Source organism: Streptomyces synnematoformans (assembly GCF_039531005.1).
GTDB classification, from domain to species: domain Bacteria; phylum Actinomycetota; class Actinomycetes; order Streptomycetales; family Streptomycetaceae; genus Streptomyces; species Streptomyces synnematoformans.
This window is the reverse complement of sequence record NZ_BAAAPF010000137.1, coordinates 1-17,623: the sequence shown is the minus strand read 5'-3', so window position 1 is coordinate 17,623 and position 17,623 is coordinate 1. Positions and strand designations below refer to the sequence as shown.

General features: G+C 70.8%; 21 protein-coding genes and 2 pseudogenes. 11 read left to right on the top strand and 12 right to left on the bottom strand.

The window, feature by feature from the left end; all coding sequences use genetic code 11:
- Positions 1–1,791: S1 family serine peptidase (locus ABD317_RS20175; RefSeq protein WP_344291345.1), on the bottom strand; the 1,791-nt coding region annotated here is incomplete at its 3' end.
- Positions 1,788–2,390, bottom strand: coding sequence for a CU044_2847 family protein (locus tag ABD317_RS20170; protein WP_344291344.1), 603 nt, complete (start codon positions 2,388–2,390; stop codon positions 1,788–1,790). The genes ABD317_RS20170 and ABD317_RS20175, both read right to left, overlap by 4 nt.
- A gap of 157 nt (positions 2,391–2,547) precedes the next feature.
- On the opposite strand from ABD317_RS20170, the gene ABD317_RS20165 reads away from it, so the two are divergent.
- From ABD317_RS20165 to ABD317_RS20140, 6 genes and pseudogenes are all read left to right on the top strand, one after another.
- Positions 2,548–2,727 (top strand): DUF6104 family protein, encoded by a 180-nt coding sequence (locus ABD317_RS20165; RefSeq protein WP_027753926.1) that lies wholly within the window; start codon positions 2,548–2,550, stop codon positions 2,725–2,727.
- A gap of 95 nt (positions 2,728–2,822) precedes the next feature.
- A complete protein-coding gene (locus ABD317_RS20160) occupies positions 2,823–3,737 on the top strand; it encodes a DUF4097 family beta strand repeat-containing protein (RefSeq protein ID WP_344291343.1) in 915 nt (304 codons plus the stop codon).
- 1 nt (position 3,738) lies between these two features.
- Positions 3,739–4,869 carry a PadR family transcriptional regulator gene (locus tag ABD317_RS20155; protein WP_344291342.1) on the top strand — a complete coding sequence of 377 codons (1,131 nt, stop codon included), beginning with the start codon at positions 3,739–3,741 and terminating at the stop codon, positions 4,867–4,869.
- Positions 4,870–4,958: 89 nt separating this feature from the next.
- On the top strand, positions 4,959–5,954 hold the full coding sequence (locus ABD317_RS20150; protein ID WP_344291341.1) for a fibronectin type III domain-containing protein: 996 nt from the start codon (positions 4,959–4,961) through the stop codon (positions 5,952–5,954).
- A 114-nt stretch (positions 5,955–6,068) separates the two neighbouring features.
- Positions 6,069–6,185 (top strand): annotated as a pseudogene (locus ABD317_RS20145) (transposase); the annotation flags it as partial.
- A gap of 276 nt (positions 6,186–6,461) precedes the next feature.
- A complete protein-coding gene (locus ABD317_RS20140; RefSeq protein WP_344291340.1) occupies positions 6,462–7,067 on the top strand; it encodes an SMI1/KNR4 family protein in 606 nt (201 codons plus the stop codon).
- A gap of 304 nt (positions 7,068–7,371) precedes the next feature.
- Here ABD317_RS20140 and ABD317_RS20135 read toward each other — a convergent pair.
- From ABD317_RS20135 to ABD317_RS20125, 3 genes and pseudogenes are all read right to left on the bottom strand, one after another.
- A pseudogene (locus tag ABD317_RS20135) lies at positions 7,372–7,515 on the bottom strand (IS5/IS1182 family transposase); the annotation flags it as partial.
- 28 nt (positions 7,516–7,543) lie between these two features.
- Entirely contained in the window at positions 7,544–7,750 is a 207-nt protein-coding gene (locus ABD317_RS20130; protein ID WP_344291339.1) for a carbohydrate-binding protein, read from the bottom strand.
- 117 nt (positions 7,751–7,867) lie between these two features.
- Positions 7,868–8,497, bottom strand: coding sequence for an SAM-dependent methyltransferase (locus ABD317_RS20125; RefSeq protein ID WP_344291338.1), 630 nt, complete (start codon positions 8,495–8,497; stop codon positions 7,868–7,870).
- 131 nt (positions 8,498–8,628) lie between these two features.
- Here ABD317_RS20125 and ABD317_RS20120 point away from each other — a divergent pair, with 131 nt between their 5' ends.
- Positions 8,629–9,222: a helix-turn-helix domain-containing protein gene (locus ABD317_RS20120; protein WP_344291337.1), complete on the top strand. Its 594-nt coding sequence runs from the start codon at positions 8,629–8,631 to the stop codon at positions 9,220–9,222.
- A 120-nt stretch (positions 9,223–9,342) separates the two neighbouring features.
- Here the strand turns inward: ABD317_RS20120 and ABD317_RS20115 are convergent, their stop codons facing one another.
- The 4 genes from ABD317_RS20115 to ABD317_RS20100 all read right to left on the bottom strand — a co-directional run bounded on the left by ABD317_RS20115 (position 9,343) and on the right by ABD317_RS20100 (position 12,360).
- Positions 9,343–9,888 carry an HAD domain-containing protein gene (locus tag ABD317_RS20115; RefSeq protein WP_344291336.1) on the bottom strand — a complete coding sequence of 182 codons (546 nt, stop codon included), beginning with the start codon at positions 9,886–9,888 and terminating at the stop codon, positions 9,343–9,345.
- A gap of 36 nt (positions 9,889–9,924) precedes the next feature.
- Complete coding sequence (locus ABD317_RS20110; RefSeq protein ID WP_344291335.1) at positions 9,925–10,617, bottom strand: class I SAM-dependent methyltransferase; 693 nt, start codon at positions 10,615–10,617, stop codon at positions 9,925–9,927.
- Between the two features lies 1 nt (position 10,618).
- Positions 10,619–11,530, bottom strand: a complete 912-nt coding sequence (locus ABD317_RS20105; protein WP_344291334.1) for a phosphotransferase family protein — start codon at positions 11,528–11,530, stop codon at positions 10,619–10,621.
- A gap of 80 nt (positions 11,531–11,610) precedes the next feature.
- The gene (locus tag ABD317_RS20100; RefSeq protein ID WP_344291333.1) at positions 11,611–12,360 is read right to left on the bottom strand and encodes a hypothetical protein; all 750 of its coding nucleotides are present in this window, start codon (positions 12,358–12,360) and stop codon (positions 11,611–11,613) included.
- Positions 12,361–12,583: 223 nt separating this feature from the next.
- Between ABD317_RS20100 and ABD317_RS20095 the strand changes: the two genes are divergently transcribed.
- Both ABD317_RS20095 and ABD317_RS20090 read left to right on the top strand, forming a co-directional pair.
- On the top strand, positions 12,584–13,939 hold the full coding sequence (locus tag ABD317_RS20095) for an NsdA family TPR-like regulatory protein (protein ID WP_344291332.1): 1,356 nt from the start codon (positions 12,584–12,586) through the stop codon (positions 13,937–13,939).
- Position 13,940: 1 nt separating this feature from the next.
- A complete protein-coding gene (locus tag ABD317_RS20090; RefSeq protein ID WP_344291331.1) occupies positions 13,941–14,471 on the top strand; it encodes an NUDIX domain-containing protein in 531 nt (176 codons plus the stop codon).
- 127 nt (positions 14,472–14,598) lie between these two features.
- Here ABD317_RS20090 and ABD317_RS20085 read toward each other — a convergent pair whose 3' ends face one another.
- The 3 genes from ABD317_RS20085 to ABD317_RS20075 all read right to left on the bottom strand — a co-directional run bounded on the left by ABD317_RS20085 (position 14,599) and on the right by ABD317_RS20075 (position 16,393).
- Positions 14,599–15,372, bottom strand: a complete 774-nt coding sequence (locus ABD317_RS20085; RefSeq protein WP_344291330.1) for a HEAT repeat domain-containing protein — start codon at positions 15,370–15,372, stop codon at positions 14,599–14,601.
- Positions 15,369–15,755 (bottom strand): CPCC family cysteine-rich protein, encoded by a 387-nt coding sequence (locus ABD317_RS20080; protein WP_344291329.1) that lies wholly within the window; start codon positions 15,753–15,755, stop codon positions 15,369–15,371. The genes ABD317_RS20085 and ABD317_RS20080 overlap by 4 nt, the downstream gene beginning before the upstream one ends.
- Positions 15,756–15,976: 221 nt before the next feature.
- Positions 15,977–16,393, bottom strand: coding sequence for an ATP-binding protein (locus ABD317_RS20075; RefSeq protein WP_344291328.1), 417 nt, complete (start codon positions 16,391–16,393; stop codon positions 15,977–15,979).
- A gap of 183 nt (positions 16,394–16,576) precedes the next feature.
- On the opposite strand from ABD317_RS20075, the gene ABD317_RS20070 reads away from it, so the two are divergent.
- Entirely contained in the window at positions 16,577–17,419 is an 843-nt protein-coding gene (locus ABD317_RS20070; RefSeq protein ID WP_344291346.1) for a helix-turn-helix domain-containing protein, read from the top strand.
- On the top strand, positions 17,401–17,623 hold a 223-nt coding region (locus ABD317_RS20065), incomplete at its 3' end, for a DUF397 domain-containing protein (RefSeq protein WP_344291327.1). The genes ABD317_RS20070 and ABD317_RS20065, both read left to right, overlap by 19 nt.

Here is a 17,623-nt window from a genome sequence, read left to right as displayed (position 1 = left end):
GGCGGCGGTGGACCGGCCGGAGGCCGGCAGCTCCCAGCGGTACGTGGCCTGCGCCTGCCGCTCCTCCGGCAGCGCCACCTCCAGCCGCACCCGCGTCTGCGCCTCGGCGTCGGCGCCGAGCAGCTGCGGCGCGAGGGCCCGGAGCACCTGCTCCTCCGCCTCCTCGAACGGCCCGCCGGCATACGACTGGTCGAGCGCGACGTGCTCCCACTCCCCCTTGCCGTAGCCGCGCCGCACGGTCCAGTTGTAGCGGGGCACGGCCGGCGCGGCGGGGTCGCGGAACGGCAGTTCGTCGAACGTGACGAGGACGCTGACGGGAGCGCGCCGCACGGCGCGGATCTCCCGCCGCTGGCGCGGCGTCAGCTCACCCGCGCGCTCCGCGACCCACGCTTCGAGGGAGTCGACGGCGTCGCGGGCGGCGACGGCCTGCGCGGCGTCGGCGCCCGCGCCGGAGCCGGTCTCGGCGGCGGCCTCGCGGGCCACCAGCTTGAGGTACAGCAGCATGTCGCGCAGCGCGCGCTCCGGCGCGCACTGCCGGTGCAGCAGGCCGTGGCCGTCGCGCCAGTCGCGCAGCCACCGGTCGCCCAGCGGGCGGCCCTGGATGTCGAGCACGTGGTGCACCAGCCGTTCGACGACCTCGGGGTCGCGCGGCGCGGGCAGATCGGCGAGCCGCTTGAGCGCGCTGAGGCGGTCGAGCGCGCCCCAGGCGCCGAAGCGCTGCGGGCCGAGCGCGCGCTGCAGGTCGGTCCACGAGGTGCGTTCGTCGTCGATGCCGTGGTGGCGGCGCCAGTGCCAGGCGTCGTGCAGCCGCATCAGCTCGCGGTACGGCTCGGGGCCGAGCCCCGGCGCCCCCGGGAGCAGGTGGTCGGGCGAGAGCGCGTGCAGCTCGGCGAGGGAGACGGCGGTGCCGCCCCCGGTGCCGGTGCGGTAGCGGGCCTTGACGACGCCGACGACCTCGCCGCGGCCGAGGTGCAGCACGGGCCCGCCGGAGGCCCCCCGGCGGATGGGGGTGGGGGTGCCGAGCAGGATCTGCTGCCCGTTGCGCCCGGCGAACTCGGCGCTCAGCAGCGCCGCGTCGCCCCCGGCCAGGGGGCGCCCGGGGGCGCTGAGGAGGACGGCCTCGTCGAGGAAGTCGTCGTAGCGGTCGCCGAGCCAGACGGGTTCGCTGCCGGCCGGCGGGCTGACGGCGGGCGGGCCGATGATTGGCGGGCCGGCGAGGGGCGGGCCGACAACGGACGACCCGGCGACGGACGAGCCGACGGCAGACGAGCCGACGACGGGGCCGTGCTCGCCCCCGAACCGGCCCGCGAACGGCGCCTCGCCCCCCGGCACCTGACCCGGCAGGTCGCCCGGCATGCCACCCGGCATGTCGCCCGCTCCCGCCGCGTCGCCGTGCGCGGGCAGCAGGCGTACCAGGGCCAGATCCGGCCCCACGTTCATCACCGCTTCGGCGAACGCCTCGTCCCTTATCTCCGGGTCGCGCCCCATCCGCGCCGCCGTGCTGTCCGGCGACGGCATGCTGTACTCCACCCGCCCCGGCACCGTACGCCCGCCCACGACCACGCCGACCAGCTCGCCCGGCGCCGTACCGCGCCGCCAGCCGTCGGGGTGGACGAAGACGTGCGCGCAGGTCAGCACCCACTCCGGCGCGACGAGGAACCCGCTGCCCCACAGCGAGCGGTCCCTGGCACCGGGTGCCGCCCGGATCTCGACCGTCGCCGCCGCGGCCAGATCACACAGCCGGCGCCGCGCGTACTCGCCGGACTCGCTGCTCTCGATCGGAACCCTCATACCGGTGCGGACGCCGTCGAGGAAGCGCCGGATGCACCAGATGCAGCCGAATCGGGCGCGGCGGGGGACTCCGCGCCGGGCGCACCGGGCGGGCCGGGCGGTTCGGCTGAGCGCGCGCCGGGCTGCCAGGTGAGCGTGACGGACAGCTGCGCGGCCGTCTGCGCGTCGGCCAGCAGTGCGACCGCCTTCCCGGCCCCCGCCGAGATCTCGACCCCGAACGTCACGCTCACCTCGTGCGGCGCGGTGGCCGCGGTCGCCGCCCGTACGGAGGCGGCCACCCCGCCGACGAGCGGCCCGAGCCCGGCGAGCCGGGAGGTCAGCCGGCCCCAGTCGGCGACGTCCTCCAGCTCGTCGTCGTCCGCCGCCGAAGCGCCGTACGGGCCGGTGTCCCGTACGTCATCCGGCTCGTCGCCCGGTACGGCCTCCGGCCCGTCGTCCCGTACGGCGTCGAGGCCGGCGTCCTCCTGGGCACCCCCGGGCGCCGGAACCCCCGGCAGGGCCCGCGTCCCCCGCGCGACGCGCTCGTCGAGCGGTGTCGCCCGGACCCACACCTCGGTGCCGTCCGGCAGCGTCACGCGCTGCGGCAGGCTGCTGCTCATCCGATTCCCCCGACTACGCTGGGTGTCCAATGCACTGACATTAGTCCGCCGCCGGCCACCCCGCGACCACACCTCTCCCGCAACCCGGCCCCCGCTGGTCAGCCTCGGTCGTGAGCCATACTGAACCGGTCACTCCCCCCTTTCCGGAGCATCCACCATGTATTTCACCGACCGCGGCATCGAGGAGCTGGAGAAGCGGCGCGGCGAGGAGGAGGTCACCTTCGAGTGGCTTGCCGAGCAGCTGCGCACGTTCGTCGACCTGAACCCGGAGTTCGAGGTTCCGGTCGAGCGCCTGGCCACCTGGCTCGCCCGCCTCGACGACGAGGACGACGAGTAGTCCGCGCTTGACTTCCGCGCGCCGCGATATATCGTGTCTTGCAGACACGCGATATGTTGCGTTGGCAGGTTCAGGTTCAGGCAGGGAGGCCGTGGATGTCGGTGCAACTGGTGGCCGATCCCCAGACCCTCGCTTTCGAGGAGCCGGTCACGGCCCTGAAGGTGCGGATCGTCAACGGGGCCGTGCACGTCGTGGGGACGCATGATCCGGCGGGTGCGGCGCGTCTGGAGGTCAGCGAGATCGAGGGCCCGCCGCTGCGCGTCTCCCTGGAGGACGGTGAGCTGACCGTCGCGTACGAGGACCTGCCCTGGCGCGGCTTCCTGAAGTGGCTCGACCGCAAGGGCTGGCGCCGCCGCGTTGTCGTCTCCCTCGCCGTGCCCGCCGCCGCCCGCGTCGAGGTCGGCGTCGTCGGCGCCGACGCCGTCGTCTCCGGCATCGCCGGCCGTACGGACGTACGCGGAGTCAGCGGCGGCGCCACGCTCGTCGGCCTCTCCGGCCCGGTCCGCGCGGACACCGTCTCGGGGGAGCTGGAGGCCCAGGCGGTGGAGGGTGACCTGCGCTACAACTCCGTCTCCGGCCCTCTCACCCTCATCGACGGCGCCGGCGGCAGCGTCCAGGCCGACACCGTCAGCGGCGACATGGTCATCGACCTCTCCCCCGCGGCCCGCGCCGCGGACGTCCGCGTCAACACGGTGTCCGGCGAGATCGCCCTGCGGCTGCCCGAGGGCCCGGACGTCGAGGTGCACGCGAGCACGACGAGCGGCGCGGTCTCCAACGCGTTCGAGGCGCTGAACGTCGGCGGCCAGTGGGGCGCGAAGTCCGTCGACGGCCGCCTGGGCACGGGCAAGGGCACGCTGCGCGCGACCACGGTCTCCGGCTCCCTGGCCCTGCTCCGCCGCCCCCCGGGCGTGGACGAGGACCCGGAAGACCAGGAACCGGGGGACGCGCCGCCGGGCGGCGCGACCGGCCCGCGCGACGCGACCGGACCGGCAGACAGGAAGGTGCTCTGACATGCCCCCCGTCTTCGCCCACGGCCGCCTCCGGCTCTACCTGCTGAAGCTGCTCGACGAGGCCCCCCGCCACGGCTACGAGGTGATCCGCCTCCTCGAAGAGCGCTTCCAGGGCCTGTACGCGCCCTCCGCCGGCACCGTCTACCCGCGGCTCGCCAAGCTGGAGACCGAGGGCCTGGTCACGCACGCCTCCGAGGGCGGCCGCAAGGTCTACGCGATCACCGAGGCCGGCCGCGCGGAACTGGCCGCCCGCCATGCGGAGCTGGCCGAACTGGAGCTGGAGATCCGCGAGTCCGTCGCCGAGCTGGCCGCCGAGATACAGGCCGACGTGAGCGGCACCGCCAGCGACCTGCGCCGCGAGATGCGGCAGGCCGCCAGGGAGGCCCGCACCTCGGGCGGCTCCCGCGGCGGGCGGGGCGGGGCGGGCGCCGGTGCCGGTACCGGCACCGGGGACAAGGAGTCGTGGCGGCAGGCGAAGGAGGAGTTCAAGCGGGCGAAGCAGGAGTTCAAGGAGCAGGCGAGGCGCGCGAAGGACGAGACGCGGCGGGCCCGGCAGGACGCGGAGCAGGCGCGCAGGTACGCGCGGGAGACGCAGGAGCGGGTGCGCAGCGAGGCGGAGCGGATTGCACGGCAGGTGCAGGAGCAGGTGCAGGCGAAGGTCCGTACGGGCGACTGGCAGAGCGGCTTGATGGACGGGCTGGCGGAGCTGACGCGAGAGCTGGGGAACCTGGGCGGCTTCGGGGGCCGCGGTACGGGCCCGGCGCCGGCCCCGGACACGCCGGCCGACAAGGTGGCCGACGCGGCGGCCCCGACACCCCCCGCGGGGGCGCCGACCGGCACGCCCGGCGGAAACACCGCGATGGGCGGCGTCTCCACGCCCTGGCCGCCGTTCGTCAAGCCCGACCCGGCCGACACCCCGGAGTGGGCCGAGGACGACACCCCGGAGGACGCCGCCCCCGCCGAGCTGGCCCGCGAACTGGAGCGCCTGCTCGACCGGTTCCGCGACGACGTCCGCGACGCCGCCCGCGACAACGGCGTCACCCCGGACCAGCTCCGCGAGGCCCGCCGCCACCTCTCCACCGCGGCGGCCCACCTCGCCGCGCTGCTGCGCGGGGGCGGCACGTCCGGCTGAACTCCGGGCCGGCGCCGACATCTTGAAATGTACGCGGTGAGTGTGCGAGAAAGGTCTGGACCTTTGCTCGCACGATGAGAGGCGTCCCAGTGAGGCCCACCCCCACGCTCGCCGCGCTGAGCACCGCCGCCGCCTGCCTCCTCGCCCTGACCGCGACCTCCTGCAGCTCGGACAGCGGTGCCGCCGAACCGCCCGACACGCCCACCGTGCCGACCGGAGTCACCGTCTACACCAGCAGTTCCACGTCCGTGCACGTGATGTGGAACAAGGCGGCCGAGTCGGAGAAGGTGCGGCGGTACGAGGTGTACCGCAACGGCACCAGGGTCCAGAACGTACCGGCGGCGAAGCACATGATCGACGTCACCGGCCTCAAGCCGTCGTCCGAGTACACCTTCTCCGTACGGGCCCGGGACGCCGACGGCCGACTCTCCGGTCCGGGCAGGGCCGCTCCGGTCACCACCCCGTCCGCGGAGGCCGACGACGGCGAGCCGCCCACCCGGCCGGGCGGCCTCAAGGCGCGCGCGGACGGCCCCCGTTCGGCCACCCTCACCTGGACGAAGGCCGAGGACAACAACGGAGTCACGGCCTACGACATCTACCAGGAAGGGACCAAGATCCACAGCGCTGGCGGCACGGAGACCACCGCCTCCGTCACCACCCTCCGCCCCGACACCCGCTACACCTTCACCGTCAAGGCCCGCGACGCCGCCGACAACTCCGGCCCGGAGAGCCCGCCGGCCACCGTCACGACGGAGCCGGAACCCGAGGGCAGGGCGCGCGCGGAGGTGCCGACGGACCTCCAGGCGACCGCCCGCAAGCAGGCCGGCGCCTGGAGCCTCGACCTGGTGTGGAACGCCCCGAAGGCGGGCGGCGACATCACGGAGTACGAGGTGTACGTGGACGGCAAGTTCGGCTCGAAGCTGGTGCTGGGCGAGTCGGCGCCGAAGGAGACGGGCCGGATCAACCTGCCGCTGGAGAAGAAGGGCACGGGGGCGGGCACGTACGCGGTGAAGGTGCGGGCGAAGCTCCCGGACGGGAAGTGGGGCCCGTTCACGAAGGAAGTCGAGGTCACGGCGGGCGGATAGAGGGTGTCTAAGAAGCGCCGCTCAGGGCAGGTGAGCTGGTAGTCCCTGCGCTGCGAAGGCTAGGTTTGCAGCGCCTAGGCCAAGGCCGATGCCCCACCACGCGTGGTGCCGATGTTCGCGGTGGCGCCCCGCCGTTGGGTGATCGAGCGGAGTCTCGCCTGGCTGGGCCGCTACCGGCGACTCTCGAAGGACTACGAATACCTGGCCGCAAGCCAGGAGAACGCGAAATGAGACGCCCACCCCGTTCTGCAATCCGGAGACCGGTGGACCCTGTCCTACAACGTCAACACCTTCGATAATCGATGGTCCGACGAAGGCTCACACTTCAAGGACCCAAGCATCTACAAACCCCGCTTCGTGTCGTTCCGCCTCGTCCCCGGCGCCGGCACGAGAGCCAGCAAGGAGTTCAAGCTAGTCGATCTGCCTGACTAGACCGGTGGGGTGCACCACCATGGCTGGTGGTGCACCCCATCAGCCCTGCCAACGTGAGACGAGCAGGAGGTCACAGTGACGTTACCGCCGATCAGCCACTCTTGGTGGCGCATCGAACACTGGGTGCGCAGCCACGAAGAAGACATGCAGGAAGCGCCTCCACCCGCAACCAGCCAGGACATCACTCAGGCCGAACAACTCCTCGGACTGTCCTTGCCAGCCGAGATCCGAGAGCTACTCACCTGCCACAACGGCAGCGGACCATTCTTGCTCCCCCCGGGCTTTCACATCCTCAGCACGAGCGAGATTGCGGAGCAATGGAAGCTGAATACGACCGCCTCCGCACAGGACCCGTACTCCCCGTTCCTACCCACCTACGCTCCCTTTGCTGCCGACGGCAGCGGAACCGTGCTCTACCTGGACACCGGCAGTCCACAAGATCCACGCATTCATGAGCGTGACAGGGAAGGCGAAGCACCAAGCATCACGCCACACCCTATGTGGAATTCGATCACTTCCCTCATGTACCACACAGCTGAGGCGCTGGAGTCCGGCGATGTCCTAGACCGTTACCTGCGACCAGTGGATACTGATTTTATGGAGTGGCGGTTCGCTGACGATGAGGCCGTCGAGGAAGCCCCTAGGCGTCTCGGCAAGTTCGGCCGTCTCATCGAGGATTGAGGAGCTGGCCTCATACAGTGAGGCTGCGAAGCAGACGAGGGAATGCGTCCCAAGGAAGCGAAGGAAGAGTTGTGCCAATACTCTATTCGGCTGCGCGTATCGGGGGGAATGTACCCGATCACCTGATTCATGCCCTACCCCTCAGCGGTGAATGGGGCGGCGCCTGGAAGGCCGCGTGCGGAAAGCGAGGGCGGTTGCTGAGTTACGACCCCGTCACCTGCCCTGAATGTCTCCGATGGATCACTGAGCACCAAGCGGTTCCGGAACACCCACCGCAGCGTTGAGACCTTTTCCAACCTCAGTTTTAGCAGGTCAGGTGCAGGGTGAGGACGGCTTGGGCGAGGCTGGTGATGCGGGTGGTGGAGCATCGCAGCTTGCCTAGGAGCCACCAGATCTTGAGGGTGGCCATTGCCTGTTCAACGAGTGCGCGGATCTTCGCGTGCGTCTTGGCTCACTCCTCGATCCCGCCGACCGCGTCAATGTCCTTGGCGCTCAGCCCAGTCAGCATCATCACGTCGGCCTTCAGCGACCCGTCCAGCACTGATCGCCTCGACCATGCCCAAGCGGAGGTCTTCACGCCGCTGCTCCAGGTAGGCCCGCACCGCTTCGCCGACCAGATCCTTCTTTGTCATGCCCAGGAAATGGGCCCCCTGGCTGATCAGCTTGTCCGTGTCCGGGTCCACCTTGAAGCGGTGACTGCCTGGACGGGTGCGCCGCTGTCGTCATGACCACCACCTCCCTGCTACCCAAGTACCTCATGACCTCAAATCCGGCGGCTCTACAATGTGAGGCTCCCCGGGTCAGGTGGCGGTGCGGCGGACGAGCAGGACGTGGTCGGTGACCTCGGCGGTGCGCCCGCCCGGTCCGGTCGCGATCCGGCGGGGCGCGTCAGCCCGTTCGACCGTCCAGGTCGCCGGGTCCAGGCCGATGTCCGCGGCGACCTCCTGCGGGGTCGGGTACCGGACGTCGGGATCCTGGTTCCACGACCACGGCGCGGTCGAGCCGTGGTCGACGACCAGCAGCCGCCCGCCCGGGCGCAGCGCGTGCGCCGCCGCGCGCAGGACGGCCGCCCTGTCCATGTCGAAGGGGGTGTGCAGGTAGTGGGCGCAGACCACGTCGAACGTGCCCCGCGGGAAGGTCCCGCGCAGGTCGTGCCGCTCGGCGACGACTCGGTCGCCCAGGCCGTGTGAGCGGGCGAGGCCGGCGAGCCGCTCGACCGCCACGGCCGAGATGTCGACGGCGGTGACGTGCCACCCCCCGCGGGCGAGCCACAGTGCGTCGCCGCCAGCGCCGCATCCGAGGTCCAACGCGTCGCCGGGCGGCAGGTCCGCGAGCGTCTCGGTGAGTCGTGCGTTCGGCCGCGGGTCGGTGGCCGCCGGTCGGGCGGCGTAGACGTCGTCCCAGAACGTGCTCATGTCGGTGCTGCTCATCAAGGCTCCTTCACTCGGTTCACCGGGTTCACCGGGTTCACCGGGTTCACCCGGTTCACGCGGACGCGCTCAGTCTTGCCACTCCCGTCACGATCCGGCACGGATTCTTGCGGTTCTGGCAAGATGGGCTCGTGGACGGCGAAACGGAAGACGTGCTCGACGCGGTGGGGCAGCGCCTGCGTGCGCTGCGCCGCGACCGGGGGATCACCCTCGCCGACCTCGCGGCGACGACCGGGGTGTCGCAAAGCACGCTGTCCCGGCTGGAAAGCGGGCAGCGCAGGGCGACTCTGGAGTTGCTGCTGCCGCTGGCCCGTACCTACGACGTTCCGCTGGACGACCTCGTCGGTGCCCCGCGCACGGGCGACCCCCGGATCCACCTGAAGCCGATCCGGCGGTTTGGGATGATCTTCGTTCCGCTGTCCCGGCGGCCGGGCGGCACCCAGTCGTTCAAGATGATCATCCCCGCCCGGCCGGAACCGCTCGAACCGACCCCGCAGACCCACGAAGGCTTCGAATGGCTGTACGTACTCAACGGTCGCCTGCGGCTGGTGCTCGGCGAGCGTGACCTGACCTTGACGGCCGGTGAGGCAGCCGAGTTCGACACGTCCTTGCCGCACTGGCTGGGCAGTGCGGACGGCGGCGCGGTCGAGCTGCTCATCCTCTTCGACGTGCAAGGGGCCCGCGCGCACATGCGTGCGAGCCCTTCCGGCCGTTCCACCGCCTGAGCGTCGTCACGCACCTGTGGAGTTCGCTTCGAGCTGATCATCCGAGTGGTTACCCGGGCAGTCAGGGCCCACAGCGCGCCCTGATGCCCTCGCTGCCCGTGGCAGCGAGGGCATCAGTCGTCAGGCGGCGCGGGCTGTGGGTAACTGCGCGACCCACGTCGTGACCTCGGTCAGGTGCTCGGGCTGCAGCCCGAGGTGTGGGTCGGGCTGAACGAGGAGGGTCGGCGTTCCCTTGGCGATGCGCTCCGCCGCCCAGGCGTGGTCGAGGCCGGTGAAGTCGTCGTCGATCCAGACGGCGGGGGCGTGTGCCAGCCAGGCATCGACGTGGTCGCGTTTCCACAGGTAGCCATTGGGGTGGCTGGTGGTGATGTGGGGACGCGGCAGGTCAAGGTACGGCAGAGGCGGGAGGCCGAGGAGCGGTCCGATCAGGGTGGCGGCGTCCTGCCGCCAGCTGGTGCACCAGACCGGCGTGACGAGACCCGCACTGATCACGTCCATGAGCATGGGGCCGTGGGCGGGGTCAAGCCAGACGGTGACCGGGTTGTCGGCACTCCGATCGGTGGGGACGACGTCGTGGCGGGCGTGGGCGGCCGGGGTCGAGCCGTCCGCGTCGGGGAAGGGGATGAGGACACCGTCGATGTCGAGGAGCAGGTAGGGCGGGCGCATCGGTTCCTCCAAGGGCAAGTCGGGGCGAATGGCTGGTCAAAGCTTGTGGGCGCGGATCAGCAGGGTGGTGGGCCAGTGGCCCATGCGGGGGTCGTGGAACTCGTGGGCCGAGGTGAGCCGGAAACCCGCCAGGCTGAGGTGTCTCTCCCAGCGGTCGGTGTCGAATTCCCAGCGAGCAATGGGGAGCCGGGTGCGATCGGGGAGGGTGACGTGGTCGCGGCGGGGACGGTCGTCACCGGAGGGGCGGCGTCCGCCCCGCTGCGGGTGAGGGACGGAGAAGGCGAGCACTCTGCCGGGCGTGAGGCGCTGGGCAATGGCCGGCAGCAGGAGCTCAGGGGCGACGAGACCGACGGCGCCGAAGACGGAGTAGATCGCGTCGAAGTGCTCGTCGGAGGCGTGCAGGTAGTGCAGGGCGTGCCCGGCAGCGAAGGTGAGGTTGTTCAGCCGTCCGTAGTGAGAGCGGGCGCGGCGGACCTGGAGGCCGACCAGGTCGACGCCGGTGACACGGGCGCTATGGCGGGTGGCGAGGTGGGCGGCGATGTGGCCGGGGCCGCAGCCGAGTTCCAGGAGTCGCTTGCCGCGCAGGTCGGGGCCGAGGACGTCGGCCCCGGGCCCTTGGCCGGGTCTCGTGGTCCACTCCATCCGGGCGGGTACGGAGAGGGGTTCGGCGAGTCCGGTGGCGGTGCGTTGGAGGGCGTGGGCGTGCCATGGGGATGCCTGGGCGAGCACGTCAGATCTCCAGGAGGTGGAGGACGTCGGTGAGGTGGCGGCGGACGGCCTTGATGTAGGCGGGGTCGGTGGCCGGGTCGTTGATCCAGCGGATGGACTGCTCCATGAACCACTCGACGGCCCACATGCGGTGCCAGCCCAGGGCCCAGTTCTCCGCGGTGAGCCCGCCACGCGGGGCCAGGGCGTCGGGGGTGCCGCCGGCGGTGACGTACTGCTCCAGGAAGACGCGCAGGCGCACGGGGTGCGGGGGCTCGATGGTGCCGTGCCAGCTGGCGAGGTCGAGCAGGCCGGGGCCGGTGAAGGCGCGGGCGAAGTCGAGCAGCCGCCAGCCGCGCTCCCCGATGTGGAGGCTGGTGGGGTGGAACTCGGAGTGCACCCAGCCGAACGGCGCCAGCGTCGCTCCAGCCGAGCGGGCCTCGGCGGCCTGGGCGATACGGTCGAGCGCGTCCTCGACATCATCGGCCTCCTGCCACCGCTCAGCCTTGCGCAGCCGTTCGAGATGCTCCAGCGCCCGGGCGGGGAGCGTGCGCAGCCGCTCCTGGTCGAGTACGGGCAAGGGTGGAGCCGTCCGGGTGCCGTGCAGGACCACGGCTGCAGCGACGCCGTCGAGGTCGTCGGCCTCGCGGACGGAGGGTCCGAGGTCCTCCATGAGCATGCCGAGCCAGCCGTCCAGGACGCCGGAGGCGTGCACCTGGGGGACGGGTACGCCGAGGGTGTGGGCCAGGCGTAGAGCCTGGTCCTCGTTGTCGAAGGGCTTCTTGGCGTACTTGAAGATGGCCGTGGTGCCGTCGGGGAAGGTCACGCGCTCGACGCCGGACATGGACCACACGCGTACCTCCTCCCGTACGGCGGTGGTCTGGCCGGTCGCGGTGAGCAGGTTGTCGAGGAGCTCGGCGCTGGGGTTCGTGGTCACGTGAGGGCTCCGGGGAGGGGTGATGGCGTCCGGGGCAGGCGAGAGGTGCCGGACCGCCCCGGAGCCTGATCGGGTGGTGGTTACGCGGCGGGGTTCCCGCGGTGGGCGTAGACCTGCTCGATCCAGCCCGCCTTGAACGCGGCGAGGTCGTCGCGGAAGTTCGCCATCGAGGCACCGTAGGGCGTGACCACGCCGCCGGACTGGTCCGGCACGGACTGGCAGCCGTGCACGAGCCGGCCGCCGAGCGCGGCGTGGGCCTTGATGGACTCGATCCGGCGGTGCTCGTTGAACCAGCCGCCGTGGTAGACCTCGTCGAGCATCCCGCCCGTCTCGTCGTCCAGGTCGAAGACGACGGAGGTGGCGGCGGGGAAGAACCAGCACGGGCCGACGTTGGAGATGTGCCCGTCGAGCTCGACCTTGTTGAGTGCCATGAGCGTGGCGGCCTCGCGGAGCATCCGCAGGTGGTCGGCGGTGATCTGCGGGAGGCCGAGGCCGGCCAGGTGCTCGTCGCGGAAGAGGTACGCGTACACCTCGTACGCGGTGGCCAGGACGCAGGCCGCGTCGGAGGTGGACTCACCGTGGTGCTTGATGAAGTCGAGCGCGAGCTGCTCGACCGCGCTCTCGGTCGTCTCGTCCACCTCCATGAGCTGGGACTTGACCAGCTCCCAGTCGGCGACGAGCCAGGTGTTCGACTCGAAGCGGAAGAAGTACTCGGCCGGGTCGATCGTGATGCGCCGGCCGTCGACCCGGATGCCGGGCAGGCGGCTCCAGCGCGGGTTGAACGCTTCGGGCAGCTCGACCGTGATGGCCGTGGTGTCGATGGTGGTCACCGTGTCTCCGTCTCTGATCTGCCGGGCTCGGGCACAGGAATGCCCGAGCCCGGTGTGGGCGTACGGAACTTCGGGGTGCCGCCCGGACCAAGGGGGAGCCTGGATCACGGTTGCGCCGTTCCGGGCGGCTGCCGATAAGTGAACCGGTGGTCACGCTGAGTGGGTACGGTGGGAGGCAGTTGAAGCGGTATACGCGGTTTACAGCTCCAGGGCGGAGGCGATCGTGGCGGCGCAGAGAGACCCCGACTCCCGTCTGCGCGACGGCATCGACGCGGCCGGCTGCACCTACGAGGCCCTCGCCAGAGACGTGCGGCGCATTGCCGCCGAGAACGGCGAAATGCTCCAGACCAACAAGTCGGCCATCTCGCACTGGGTGAACGGCACTCGTGCCCCGTCGGGCCGGGTAGGTCAGTACCTGGCCGAGGCGCTGTCCCGCCGAGCGGGGCGCACGGTCACCCAGACCGAGATCGGCCTCCAGTCCGGTGACGACGAAGCGCCGGCGGAATCCGACCCCGTCCTCGCTGCCACCGACCTGGGCCGTGCCGACGTCGAGCGCCGCCGCTTCCTCGCCATCGCGGCCTTCACCACGGCTGGCGTTGCCATGCCACTCGGATACGACCACGAAGCCACCGCCCGCATGCTCCGCGCCCGCACGGGCACGTCCGTGGTCGGGGCGGAGGACGTGGACGTCGTACGCCAGATCACCGCGGCCTTCAGCGCCGCCGACGAGCGCCTCGGCGGCGGGCACGGCCTGACCACCGTCACCGCGTACCTCGCCGACACAGCCGCCCCCATGCTGCGCGGACGCTTCCCCAGCGAAGCCTTACGCCGGGCCGCCTTCGGCGCCGTCGCCGAACTCGCCTACCTCGCAGGCTGGAAGCACCACGACCTCGGCCAGGAAGGCGCTGCCCAGCGCTATTACCAGGTCGGCTACAAGCTCGCCTGCGAAGCCGACCCCCACGGCCACGCAGCCTGGATGATGCGCGCCCTCGCCCACCAGGCCCTGAGCCTCAAACAGCCCCACCACTGCGTCGACCTCGTCGAAGGCGCCCTCCGCACAGGTCTCGGCCACGTCGACGGCCAGACCGAAGCCCTCCTCCACATCACCCATGCCCGCGCCTACGCGGCCACCACCGAGCACCCGTCAGCCGCACGCGCCCTGCTCGCCGCCGAAGACGCCCTCCTACGAGACGACAGCCCTCAGCCCAGCTACTCCCGCGTCAGCGGCCCCGCCGCCGGCACCGTGGCCAGCCACACCGCCCGCACCCTGACCGACCTCGCCGACCACATCGGCACCGAACAGCAGCATCGAGACGCCCTGACCCGCTGGGACCCGGAGAAGTACAAGCGCGTCCACGCCCTCACGCACGCCGACCTCGGCGACAGCCTCGCCGCCCAGGCCCGCGCCGATGAGGCCGTCGCCGCCTGGACCCAGGCCCTGGTCCTCATGGAGGGCATGACCTCCGACCGCACCCGCAAGGCGATCACCTCAATCCGCTCCACGCTCGCGGTCTACCAGCGCCGCCGCGTTCCCGGTGCCGCCGATCTCGCTAGCCGCGCCCGCGTGGCCCTCGCCTAACATGCCCACCAACCCGCCCAACGAAGGGAACACCGTGGCCCAGCAGACCAACGACCAGGCGAAGGCCCTCACGCCGGCGCTCGAATCGATGACTCTGCTGGTCGCCGCCGTCATCGTCCACGACAAGGCCACCAACTGCGTCCTCCTCCTCCAGCGCAGCGAGAACGCGAAGTTCGCCCAGGGAATGTGGGACCTCCCCGTCGGCAAGAGCGAACCCGGCGAGCCCATCACCGAAACTGCGGTGCGCGAGCTCTACGAGGAGACGGGGCTCACCGTAAAGCCCGAGGCCCTCAAGGTCGCCCACATCATCCACGGTGCCTGGGGCGTCGAAGCGCCCAACGGCTTCCTCACGGTCGTGTTCGCCGCCCACGACTGGACAGGCGAACCCGAAAACCGCGAACCACGCAAGCACTCCCAGGTCCGCTGGGTCGACGCCAACGCCATCCCCGACGCCTTCGTGGACACCACAGCCAGCGCTCTCTACAAGTACCTGTCGGGCGGGCACGCTGTATCTCTCGACGGGTGGACCTAGAGGCGTGATTGCACGAACGCGTCGGCGAAACTCAGCGTCTTGATCCACCGTGACCTCGACTGGGAGCCGCAGATCCAGCGATGGGTGGGCCGTGCCGCTGGCATGCCTGACTGTGTGGACAGCCTTGTTACCGCCCTCCGAGCTGTCCCCCGAGCCGACCAAGTCCGCTTGGGGTTGGCGTGGGTTGAAACCCTGACCATGCAGGACGTTCCTGCTGTGGCCCGTGAATCCTGGTTCCTACCAGATTGGCTGCGTGACATCCAGTGTGACGTTCACGGCGAAGCGAAGTACCGATGGCAACGGATTGTCGACGCGCTGACGGTGGCAGGTGACTCCCGGCTGTCAGACCTCGTCGACTGTCCACTCGCCAGAACTGGGAGTAGAGGATCACCTGGGCGTGGTCGGCGAGGTCGTTGATGATCTCGGTGAAGTGGGCCGAGGGCCAGCCGGGGGCGTCCTCTGCGGCGGTGGCCCGTAGGTGCGCGGTGAGCGGCGGGACGACAGGGTTACGGACGCCGAGTTCGGTCAGCGCCCAGCGGATGCCGACAGACTCGGTCCAGTCCGGTGGGGTCGCGCGTTCCAGGTAGGCGCGGTAGGCGCGGCGCAGGGGCTCGATGGCGTCGTCGATCTCCAGGCTCGCCAGGGCCATGGCCGCCCATTCGCGGACGGTCGGGTTGTCGCTGTCCAGCAGGCCGATGAGGGCGGGGCCGCAACGGGGATCGCCCACCTCCTCGAAGACCTCGATGGCGGTCAGCTGACCGAAGCCGCCGAGGGAAGGCAGGCCGTTGATGACGGCGGGTATGGCGTCGGCGCCGATCCAGATCAGCTCCGCGCGGGCGTCGTAGGACTCGTCGGCCTTGCCGTCGAGTTGCTGGACGAGTGTCTCGATGTGGGAGGTCATGACGCGGAGTGGTCCCGGCGCCAGAAGGTGGGCAGCCACCAGCAGAGCACCGAGTGGTCGTCGGGCCACGGGGCGCGGTCCTCGGCCGCCCAGTCCTCGAAAGAGTCCTGGGTCAGATCGATGGGGCGCCAGGCGGGGTCGAGCGGCTCGTCCTCGGCCGGCGGGCGGGCGAATCGGCGGCCGTACTCGTCGCAGGCGCCGAAGTCCTGGTAGTTCCGCTGGGCCTCGATCAAGGAGACCTTGTTCGCGCCGCCGCCCATGGTGGGCCAGCGGAACTGGACCCCGTCGTCCTCCCAGAAGCAGACGGGACAGATCTCGTCCGAGCCAGGCATCTCGCCCAGCACGCGGTGCCCGCAGCACGGGCAGGGGTAGGAGTCGCTCACCCGCGCAGTCTCCTTGCAAGTCCCGCCGGTGTGCCAGGGATTTCGCTGCCTCGGACCCCCCGGCCAGTCCGCAGGACACCCGTAAACGGCCGTCGGGAGCCAACGCATGCCAACGAAGAATCCCCAGGTCAGGGCCCTGCGCGGCGCTCCGGCGCAGGTCAGGATCAGACCCCAGACATTCTGCGTCATCGTCGGTTCCGGGGGCGGCCGAACGTCCCATGTCAGTCCGGCAGGAGGACCCGCGCCCACACCGTCTTCCCCAGCGGATCGCGGTCGTGGTGCCCGGTGCACTCCGCCAGCGCGGCGACCAGTTGCAGCCCCCGCCCCTGCTCGTCCTCCGGCCCGGGCGCGACCCGGCGGGGCGGCACGCGGGTCGCGTCGCTCACCTCGACCAGGCACTCGCGCCCGCGCAGCGTGAGCCGGACCATGAACAGCCGCCCGGGCGTACGGGCGTGCTGCACGGCGTTGGCGGCCAGTTCGCTGCAGATCAGCACCACGTCGTCGGCGGCCTCACCGCAGCAGCCCCAGGCGGCGAGGGCCTTGGCCACCTGGGCGCGGACGAGGTAGACGCTCTTGGCGTACGGGGTGAAGAGCATCTTCCACATTGGGGCATCGACCTGCGGATTTTCGTTGATCATGGACTTTCTCCGTAAACCGGTTGATCCGAAAGTCACCCGGACGCTTCGTTCCGTAGCAGATCGACTACGGAAGTGGGATGACCACGAGTCTGCCGCCACGGACGCAGTGTGACGACGCTCACACAGGTCGGCGCCCTGACCCTCGGCGGTTGTTCCACACCTGCACTGAGGGGAGCCCGGCGCATGCCACCACGGCGAGCGATCAGCGGACGAAGCCAGCAAGCACGCCAACGCTTCGCGGAGGAACTGCGGTTACTGCGGACGCAGAGGGGGGAGAGCCTGCGGCAGCTCGGCGATGCGCTGGGCTGGGACCCGTCGCTGTTCCACAAGCTGGAGGCGGGGACCACGATCGGGAGCCCGGAGGTCTCGGAGGCGTTGGACACGCATTACGGGACGACGCCGCTGCTGCTGGCGTTGTGGGAGGTGGCGGCGGCGGATCCGACGCAGTTCAGGGAGCAGTACAGGCGGTACATGACGCTGGAGAAGGAAGCGACGAGCTTGTGGCAATTCGCGGTAAGCGTCATCCCCGGCCTGCTCCAGACCGAGGCGTACGCACGCGAGTTGCTCTCAGCGGGCGGCGGGCAGGGCAACGAGCTGGAGCAGCAGGTCGAGGCCCGTATGAACCGCCGCATGTTGCTGGACAGCGAGCGTGAGCCGCGCTTCCGGGCCATTCTCTCCGAGGCGGTGCTGCGCACACCCTTGAGCGATCCGCAGGCGTGGCGGGAACAGCTGGAGTACCTGCTGGAGATGGCCGACCAGCCGCGGGTGACGATCCAGGTGCTGCCGTCCAGCATCGGACTCTACGGCCTGGTCAGCACCGACGTTATGTTCCTGCGGCTTCCCGAAGGGCGTACCGTTGCCTATACGGAAAATGCCCACCGCGGCGAACTCGTCCAGGAAAACGGGTCAGTTGAGCGCTTGCAGCTCGCGTACGATGCCGTCCGCGACGTGGCGCTCACACCGGCCGAGTCGCGCAAGCTCATCGTGCAGACGTTGGAGGAAGTCCCGTGCGACGAACCGACCTGAGTACCGCCACCTGGCGCAAGAGCAGCTACAGCAACTCCGACGGCGGCCAGTGCATCGAGGTCTCCGACGACTTCCTGCACACCACCACGTGGCGCAAGTCGAGCTACAGCAACCCCGACGGCGGCAACTGCATCGAGGTCTCCGACGATCACCCCGCCCTCGTCCCCGTCCGCGACAGCAAGGACCCCGACGGCCCCGCCCTGG

Coding starts and splice junctions, on each gene's coding strand:
- ABD317_RS20165 (WP_027753926.1), top strand. CDS start 2,548: ATGTATTTCACCGACCGCGGCATCGAGGAGCTGGAGAAGCGGCGCGGC.
- ABD317_RS20155 (WP_344291342.1), top strand. CDS start 3,739: ATGCCCCCCGTCTTCGCCCACGGCCGCCTCCGGCTCTACCTGCTGAAG.
- ABD317_RS20090 (WP_344291331.1), top strand. CDS start 13,941: ATGCCCACCAACCCGCCCAACGAAGGGAACACCGTGGCCCAGCAGACC.
- ABD317_RS20085 (WP_344291330.1), bottom strand. CDS start 15,372: ATGACCTCCCACATCGAGACACTCGTCCAGCAACTCGACGGCAAGGCC.
- ABD317_RS20125 (WP_344291338.1), bottom strand. CDS start 8,497: ATGAGCAGCACCGACATGAGCACGTTCTGGGACGACGTCTACGCCGCC.
- ABD317_RS20115 (WP_344291336.1), bottom strand. CDS start 9,888: ATGCGCCCGCCCTACCTGCTCCTCGACATCGACGGTGTCCTCATCCCC.
- ABD317_RS20160 (WP_344291343.1), top strand. CDS start 2,823: ATGTCGGTGCAACTGGTGGCCGATCCCCAGACCCTCGCTTTCGAGGAG.
- ABD317_RS20170 (WP_344291344.1), bottom strand. CDS start 2,390: ATGAGCAGCAGCCTGCCGCAGCGCGTGACGCTGCCGGACGGCACCGAG.
- ABD317_RS20075 (WP_344291328.1), bottom strand. CDS start 16,393: ATGATCAACGAAAATCCGCAGGTCGATGCCCCAATGTGGAAGATGCTC.
- ABD317_RS20070 (WP_344291346.1), top strand. CDS start 16,577: ATGCCACCACGGCGAGCGATCAGCGGACGAAGCCAGCAAGCACGCCAA.